8 protein-coding genes are annotated in these 7,970 nt (G+C 71.9%); all 8 read right to left on the bottom strand.

The window, feature by feature from the left end:
- Positions 1-596: phosphoenolpyruvate carboxylase (locus ACWD3D_RS29835; RefSeq protein WP_451463875.1), on the bottom strand; the 596-nt coding region annotated here is incomplete at its 3' end.
- 35 nt (positions 597-631) lie between these two features.
- On the bottom strand, positions 632-1,492 hold the full coding sequence (locus ACWD3D_RS29830) for a DUF6282 family protein (protein ID WP_451463874.1): 861 nt from the start codon (positions 1,490-1,492) through the stop codon (positions 632-634).
- A complete protein-coding gene (locus ACWD3D_RS29825) occupies positions 1,485-3,293 on the bottom strand; it encodes an isocitrate/isopropylmalate family dehydrogenase (RefSeq protein WP_451463873.1) in 1,809 nt (602 codons plus the stop codon). Before ACWD3D_RS29825 ends, ACWD3D_RS29830 begins: the two co-directional genes overlap by 8 nt.
- Positions 3,290-4,072 carry an alpha/beta fold hydrolase gene (locus tag ACWD3D_RS29820; RefSeq protein ID WP_451463872.1) on the bottom strand — a complete coding sequence of 261 codons (783 nt, stop codon included), beginning with the start codon at positions 4,070-4,072 and terminating at the stop codon, positions 3,290-3,292. Before ACWD3D_RS29820 ends, ACWD3D_RS29825 begins: the two co-directional genes overlap by 4 nt.
- Entirely contained in the window at positions 4,069-5,004 is a 936-nt protein-coding gene (locus ACWD3D_RS29815) for a hypothetical protein (protein ID WP_451463871.1), read from the bottom strand. Before ACWD3D_RS29815 ends, ACWD3D_RS29820 begins: the two co-directional genes overlap by 4 nt.
- A 34-nt stretch (positions 5,005-5,038) precedes the next feature.
- Positions 5,039-6,472 carry an FAD-binding protein gene (locus tag ACWD3D_RS29810; RefSeq protein ID WP_451463870.1) on the bottom strand — a complete coding sequence of 478 codons (1,434 nt, stop codon included), beginning with the start codon at positions 6,470-6,472 and terminating at the stop codon, positions 5,039-5,041.
- Positions 6,473-6,545: 73 nt separating this feature from the next.
- Positions 6,546-7,136 (bottom strand): YciI family protein, encoded by a 591-nt coding sequence (locus tag ACWD3D_RS29805; protein WP_451463869.1) that lies wholly within the window; start codon positions 7,134-7,136, stop codon positions 6,546-6,548.
- A 280-nt stretch (positions 7,137-7,416) separates the two neighbouring features.
- Positions 7,417-7,970, bottom strand: a 554-nt coding sequence (locus ACWD3D_RS29800; RefSeq protein WP_451463868.1) for an NAD(P)H-dependent flavin oxidoreductase, incomplete at its 5' end; no start/stop codon positions are given.

Genomic DNA, 7,970 nt, shown 5'->3' with positions numbered 1-7,970 from the left:
TAGATGGCGTTACGGGCCTCGTCGGCCGGCTCCGGGCGGACGACGCGCAGCTCGTCGGTCTGCCAGATGAGGTCGATGTTCTCCGCGAGCCGCAGATCGTGGCGGCGCCGGTCGGCCTCGATGACCGGGGTCTCCAGCAGGGCGGCGACGCGGCGGAGCTTGTTCAGCACCGAGCGGCGGGCGGCCTCGGTGGGGTGGGCCGTGAACACCGGCCGGACATTGAGGTGTTCGACGGCGCGGGCCAGACCCTCGGGTGACTCCTGCGCGGCCTGTCGCACGACCCGGGCGAGGGCGGCACTCGCCCCTTCGCGGGCGGTGCGCAACTCGCGGCTCCGGTGCACCTGCTCGGTGACGTTGGCCAGGTGAAAGTAGGTGGAGAAGGCGCGGACCAGTTTGGCCGCGGTCCGCAGTTCGGTTCCGCGCAGCAGGGCGTCGGCGGACTCGCCGTCCTCGCGGGCCAGCCGGCGGACCTTTTCGACCAGGTCGAGCAGGTCCGCTCCTTCCTGGCGGACGAGGGTCTCGTCCAGCAGCCGGGCGAGATGCTGGATGTCCGCGTGCACGGCGGCGTGCGAGGCGTGCGGTGTTCGGGCGTTCATGACTGCTCCTGGGTGGGGAGTGGTGAAGGTCCGGTTCACGGCGTCAGCAGGCTGGCGGGGTTGGACCGGGTGATGTCCTCGATCTCCTGGGCCGTCAGGCCCGCGTCGTGGAACCACCGCGCGGAGAGGTCCAGCCATTCCTCGACGTCCGGCTGGTCGGGCTGTCCGAGGTCGGAGCTGAACACCACGCGGGGATGGGCGCGCACGACGTCGCCGAGGTGTCCGGCGTCGTGGTGCCCCAGCAGCAGTGTCAGTGCGGTGACTTCGACGTGGAGACCCGGTACGGAGGAGAGGCCGGCCAGGTCGGCGGGGGTGAAGCCCGACATGGGGTGGGTCGCGTGGGTGAGGAGGAGGCGGGGTACGCCGAGCCGCACGGCCTCGTCCACGACGCGCAGCGCCGCCTCCCGGTCGCAGTGGCCCGTCGCCAGCACGACGGGCAGGTCGCGGGCCGCACGGAGTACCTCGCCCACGTCCCGGCGCAGCCGCCCGTCGGGAGCGAGGACGCCGTCGGCGCGCCACCGGTCGGCGTCGAGCAGCGGGTGGAACGAGGTGCGTCGCAGCGTGGAGGTGTGCGCGGGTCCGGTCAGCGTCGGCAGGTGGACGACCAGACGGGCGGGGGTGTCCGGGCCGTGTGCGTACACCGCCTGTTCGACGGCGCTCGGGCGGATGCCCCCGGCCAGTTCGTTGAGGACGAGGGTGCCGGATACGGGCAGCCCCTCCTGCCGGGCCTCCCAGGCGCGGGCCGCCGTCGAGGTGAGATGGCTCTTCAGTACGACCCAGCCGCCGGCCTTCGCGTAGGCCCGGCCGGCGGCTGCCGAGGTGAGCCGGCGCTCGTAGAGGTCGGGGCCCGCGTGGTAGTGGACGTCCACCAGCGCGTGCGCGGCCATCTCAGGCATGGGAGGGCTGCCTGCCGCCGTCCCACGGTTTGGCGTAGCCGTACCGGAGGCGGGCCTCGTCGAGGCGGAGGCCGGACGCGACCGCGGCGCCGATGGCGCCCTCGGTGCGCTCGACGCGCTCCGCGCGTTCGGCGACCTCGGCGGCGTACGCGTCGGGCACCACCAGGACGCCGTTGTCGTCGGCGACCACGATGTCGCCGGGGCGTACGGTGACGCCGCCGACGGTGACGTCCCTGCCGGTGGAGGCGAGTTGTACCCGGTTCTTCCCGCTGACCATCGTGGCGCCGGTGCTGTAGAGGGGGTAGCCGGCGGCGCGGATCTCCGCGATGTCCCGGGCCGATCCGTGCAGGGCGGTGCCGCGCACCCCGCGCCGCTGGGCCAGGCCCGTCAGGAGCGAGCCCCAGTTGGTGCAGGTCGTGCTGCCGGCGTTGTCGACCACGACGAACGAACCCTCGGGCACGTCGTCCAGGTAGTTGGCCGCGTTGCGGAAGCCCTCCCCCGTGTCGTCGACGGGCTGGTACGTGACGGTGAACGCCCGTCCCGCGGCACGGGTCCCCGGCACCCTCGGAGCGATGCCGGCGAGGACGCCGCCGACCCCGAGGCTGTCCAGGGCGTCGGAGACGGAGGCGGTGTCGAGTCGGGCGAGCCGGTCGACCACGTCGTCCGAGGGTGCTTCTCCGGCCCGTGGAGCCGAGGGCCGCGCCTCGCCTTCGGCAGGGGCGAGTGCCCCGGCCACGGCCCCCGCGACCTCCTGGGTTCCGCTCGTTCCGCCCATGTCGTAGGTGACGGTCGTCCGGCGCGCCACCACCGTCCGTACCGCGGCCCGGATCTCCTCACCGGGTACGGCCAGGTCCAGGTGGTCGAGCATCTGGGCGACGGCGAGGAGCATGGCCATGGGGTTCGCGCGGTCCTGGCCGGCCATGCTCGGGGCGCTGCCGTGCACCGGCTCGAAGTAGCTGCCGTGGTCGCCGATGTTGCCGCTGGGGGCGAGGCCGAGTCCGCCCATGACACCCGCGCCGAGGTCGGAGAGGATGTCTCCGAACATGTTCTCGGCGACCAGCACGCCGAACCGTTCGGGCCTGCGCACCATCCACAGCGCGACCGCGTCGACGTTGAGGATCTCGGTCTCGATGTCGGGATGATCCTGCGCTATCAGTTCGAGCCGCTCACGCAGGTGATTGCTGCTGTGGCGCAGGACGTTGGGCTTGTCGACCAGGGTGAGCCGGTGGTGGCCGTGCGAGCGTGCGTAGGCGAATCCGTGGCGCAGCAGCCTGTCCATGCCGAATTCGGTCTGGAGGCGCAGGGTGACGCTGGTCGCGGCGGCGCCGGATGCCTGGGCGTTGGGGTGGTCGCGGACGGCGTTCCACAGGGCTTCGTCGAGTCCGTGGAAGTCGAGGCCCGCGTAGAGGCCCTCGGTGTTCTCCCGGATCACCGTGAAGTCGAAGCGCCCGTCGACCAGGTCGGTGACCGGGCGGATGTTGGCGTACAGGTTCAGCCGCTGGCGCAGCTGGATGACCGGGGAGACGAAGGTGAGGCCGGTTCCGCGCAGTCCGGGCGGCAGTTCGGCCTCGGCCTCACGCAGTGGCTTGCTCGTGATGGCGCCGAGGAGGCAGGTGTCGGTTTCCTCCAGCAGTTTCCAGGTGCGCTGCGGGACGGGGTTGCCCTCCTCGCGCCAGCACTCCCAGCCGATGTCGCCGAAGCGCAGGTCGAGGGGGAGGTTGAGTCTGTCGACGGCGTCGAGGGCGGCGGAGGTGACCTCCGGTCCGATGCCGTCGCCGGGGAGGACAGCGACGCTCTTCATGTGAGTCCCTTCTCGCGCAGGAAGGTGCCGACGAGGGTGGACACCTCTGCGGTGCGTTCGAAGTGGGGGCGCATGCCGGCCCCCGGGATGATGTGCACCCGGTGGTGGGGTGCCGCGGCGGTGTGGCGCTGGGTGACGAGCTGGGAGTTGCCGCCGACGATCTGCAGCAGCGGCCCGGAGTGGGCCCGCACGGCCGCCGTGACGTCGGTGCCGCACAGCAGCCGCATGCCCTCGGCCAGGCGGCTCCCGGCGTGGGGGTCGTGCGGTGCTGGGGCGGCGGTCGCGGCGGCGGGGCAGTGGCCGTAGGGCCTCACGCGCCGGTCGAGGAGGGCGAGCGCGTAGTCGGAGCGGCCGTCGGCGGCGAGATCGGCGATCTCGGTGAGCCGGGACTCCAGGAGCGCGTCCGTGCGGGCCGGTCCTGAGACGAGCAGTGCGGCGGTGGTGGGGCCGAGGTCGGGGAGCAGGGCTTGGGCCATCGCCCCGCCGAGGGCGTTTCCGCAGACCAGGTCGATGGGGCCGTAACTCGGGAGGAGTGCGCGCCAGCGGGCGACGAAGTGCTCCATCGAGTCGTCGCCCTCCTCGCGCGGCGCGAGGGTGTCGACGACGGTCACCCGCAGGCCGGCGTCGGCCAGGACCTGGGTGACGGGGGCGAAGAACGCTCCTTCGTCCCAGCGGGGGGTGACGGGGCCAAACACGAGTGCATGTGCCGGGTTGGCCAGACCCGCGGCGGCCTTCGGTCCGAAGACCGCCGCGGGAACAGCGGTTGCGGTGTGCGTCACCGGACGGTGGCGAGCGCGCGTGCGGTGGCTATTCCCTCGCGGTGGCTGCCGCTCAGCAGGTCCTTGCGGTGCTCGACCGGGAGGTCGTAGCGGCCCAGGACCAGGTCGGGCAGCGGCAGGGAGGGGGTCCCCTCGGGTATGGCGGTCAGGAGCAGGTCCGCCAGTTCCAGGGCGGGACCGAGGTGGAGCCGGGCAGCGGCCTCGGGGTCGGTGCGGTCGAGGTGCGCGAGCCACTGTTCGGCGATGAGGTTGCCCGGCCCCTTGCCCATGCCCTGGATCGAGGAGTCCATCCAGGTCGCGCCGGCGGCCACCGCGCTGATCGCGTTGGACAGGGCGAGCCCCAGGTTGTTGTGGGCGTGCAGGCCGACCGGGCCGCCGGTGACCGACTTCGTCAGGGTGGTGAGGTCGGTGGTGTCCACGGGGGAGAGGCTGCCGTTGGAGTCCGCGAGGTAGACGACGTCGGCGCCCGCGTCCGTGGCGGCGGTGGCGACCTCGACGACGTCGCGGCCCTCCCACTGGCTGATCCGGGCGAAGTTGACCCCGACCTCGAAGCCGATGTCCTTGGCCTGGCGTATGTACTCCAGACCGCGCTCGTACCCCTTGGCCGGCAGGATGACGCGGACCAGCCGGGAACCGGCGGCGTACATGGCGGGCAGGTCGTGTTCGGTGATGTTCTTCGGGTGCAGGATCATCGCGACCCGGCCCGCCCCGATCTCGCGGGCCACCGCGGCGATGAACTCGTCGTCGCCGCGTCCCGTCAGCCCGATGTTCGGGACGGGCAGGAGCGAGCCCTTGCGGTAGGCGATCTCGACCCAGTCGAATCCCGCCTCGACGCTGAGCCGCGCGTGCTCGATCGCGTAGCCGAGGGGGAAGTTGAAGCCGTTGCGGTAACCACCGTCGCGGAGGGTCACGTCGATGTTGACGATGTTCATGGTTCCTCCAGGGAGAGTTTCGGGACGGGCGGGATCAGGCGGACTGGACGGCGGCGGCATGGTGGGCGGCGAGCCGGCCGAAGATCAGCGAGCGCAGCACGGACGTGGCCGGCGGGTAGGCGTGGTAGAAGAGGCCGGTGGCCTCTCCCGCCGCGTACAGGCCGGGGATGGCGGTGCCGGACGGGGTGACCACGCGGCCGTCGACGTCGGTGCGGACACCGCCGTAGGTGAAACAGACGGCGGACGTGAGGGGAACGCCGATGAAGGGCGCGGTGTCCAGCGGGACGGCCCAGTTGGACTTCTGCGGCGTGAGTCCGGTGGTGGACTTGCCGTCGAGGCGGGTCGGGTCGAACTCGCCGGGGGCGACGGCCGCGTTGAACTCGGCGACGGTCTTCTCCAGCCCCTCGGCGTCGATGCCCAGCTTGGTGGCCAGCTCTTCGAGGGTGTCGGCCTGCTCGGGGTCGACATCGCTCAGCAGCGAGTTCCGGAAGCCGGGGATCGCGAGGGTCTTGGCGTCGGCGATCCAGTACGCCTGCTGGCCCTGGTTCTTCCAGATCTCGTACCCGACGTGTTCGAAGGTGTTGTCCCAGGTGTCGCGCCCCTCGTCGAAGAAGCGCCGCATCGAGGAGTTGACGAAGATGCCCGTGCTGAAGCCGTAGAGCACCGCATCGGCCTTGGTGGTGCGGGTGTCGACCGGCTCGGCGTGGATGCCGTCGAACTGGCCCGCCGTGTCGGCCCCCAGCTCCAGTGCCATGCGCAGGGCGTCGCCGCGGCTGTTGGTGATGCCCGGGGCGATGAGCGGGAGGTCGCAGGCCTTGTCGCCGAGGTAGCGGGTGAGCATCTCGGTGTTCCCCTGGAAGCCGCCGCTGGCGAGGATCACGGCGCGTCCCTGGATCCGCCGGGTGTGACCGTCGGAGGTACGGACGAGGACGCCGTCGACCGTGCCGTCGTCGGAGGTCGTCAGGCGGAGCGCCTCGGTCTCGTAGTGGATCTCGACCCGCGGGTCGTTCTCCAGGGCGGCGCCCAGGTGTTCGACGATGGAGGCGCCGCCGCCGCGGGGGCTGGCCGGCGGGTTCATGGACGGGGTGCCGCCGTTGAAGGTGTGCGGCAGGGGGAAGGGCTCGAAGGCGATTTCGACTCCGTGCTTTTCGACGAAGCTCAGCGCCTTCGGGGTCTCGCGCTCGACGGTGCGGCAGTAGTCGGCGTCCGCGAGGCCGCCGGAGACCCGCCCGACATGGTCGGCCCAGTCGGTGTCCAGCTGCCGGTCCTCGGTGATCCGCAGGAACGCGCCGGTCCAGCGGGTGGCGCCGCCGCGCTTCTCCTCGGTCGCCCGTTCGAGCACGGCGATCCGGGCCGGGGTGTCGCGGCCTTCGGTGGCCTCGGCGAAGGACAGTGCGGCCGACAGGCCGGCGGCGCCGAACCCGATGACGACGAGGTCGTAGGGAGCCGGGGTGGACGAGGCTGACATGGATTCTCCTCGGGGAAAGAGTGGGTGAGGGCGAGAGGTGGGGGGAAGGCGTGGGGGGTGTGCGGGGCGGGGCTCAGCGGTTGGGGGTGATGACCCGGCTGGTGCGGTAGAGCCGGTACTTCGCACCCGTCGTGGTCGTCGCGAACTCCTGGTAGCGGCGGGCGAACTCGGGGTCCTCGAAGATCGCGTCGAAGGACTTCCGATCCGCCCAGGCCGCGAAGTTGACGATGGCGTCGCCGTCGACGCTCGTCAGCAGGCGTGAGCCCTTGAAACCGTCCGCGGTCGCGGCGACGTGCTCGACCGCGGAGGCGAGCGCGGCAACGCTGGCGGGCGCGTCCTCGGTGGTGGCCACGTTGATGAGGAAGACGCCCTCGTCCGGCACGGCGGCGGTGACGACGCCCGGGCTGGCGTTGCGGCCCTCGAAGGCGAGCTGCTCGTACGAGGCGATACCGAGCTTGGTCCAGGGGTCGGTATCGACGAGCTCGCGCACCTCGGTGGCGTCGAGGTCCGCGGTCACGATGACGGCGCCGCCCTCGGGGCGCGGACCGCTCAACAGGATGCGGCCCTGGTCGCCCTGATCCCGCAGCCATGCCTTGTGCTCGGCCATGTGCGCGAGAACGGTCTCACGCGGGGTGAGGTAGGTGAGGGTGAGTACGTGGATCATTCCGGTTCTCCGTGGGTGCGAAGTGGCATGTGGTGGGGTGCGGTTCGGTCCGTACGTGCGAGTTGCCGGATGCGCCGGGTCCGTCGAGCCACCGACCCTGCGAAGTGACCTGTACGGCAGGGATGTTCAGGCGCTGCGCGTGCGGAACGACGCGTACGGAGGTGCAGTTCGAGCTGTTCGTGCGAGGCGATGTGTGCAGCGGAGCGGCTCAGGCGCTGCGCGTGCGAAGGGGCCCGTGGAGCCGCTGGTTCAGGTCGTGGGGCCGGTGGGGCGAGCTGGTTCAGGTCGTGGGGCCGGGAGCGGGGGCGATCCGGCGGGCGAGGCCGGTGAGGATCTCCTCGGCGTCGGACACGACGCGCCGGACGACCTGCGCGGCGGGCTGGACGTCCTCGATCAGGTCGAGCACCTCCCCCGCGAACATGGCGCGCTGGGTGGTGTCGTCGCGGGCGACCGCGGCGGCCCACTCGGGCTCGACCGAGGCCCTCTTGGCGGCGAGTTCGGCGTCCCGCCCGGTCCAGGTACGGGTGAAGTCGTTGCTGACGGAACGGGCCCGGTAGACCTCGTCCCACGGGATGCCGCGCACGACGTCGAACGCCCGGGTGTCGACGGTGTCGGCGGTCCGCGCGGACACCAAGTGGGACTTGAATCCGGCGGTGGCCAGCGACTCCTCGGTCGCCGCGAACCGCGTTCCCATCATCACGCCGTCGGCGCCGAGCGCGAGAGCCGCCGCCAGCCCGCGCCCGTCGGCGAACCCTCCGGCCGCGACCACCGGCACCGTGCCGCCGGTGATCTCGACGACGGCCGGCACGAGCGGCAGGGTGGCCTGCGTCTTGT

The organism is Streptomyces sp. NPDC002690 (assembly GCF_053592415.1).
Note: the sequence above shows the minus strand (reverse complement) of the source record. Positions and strands in the feature narration are given on the sequence as shown.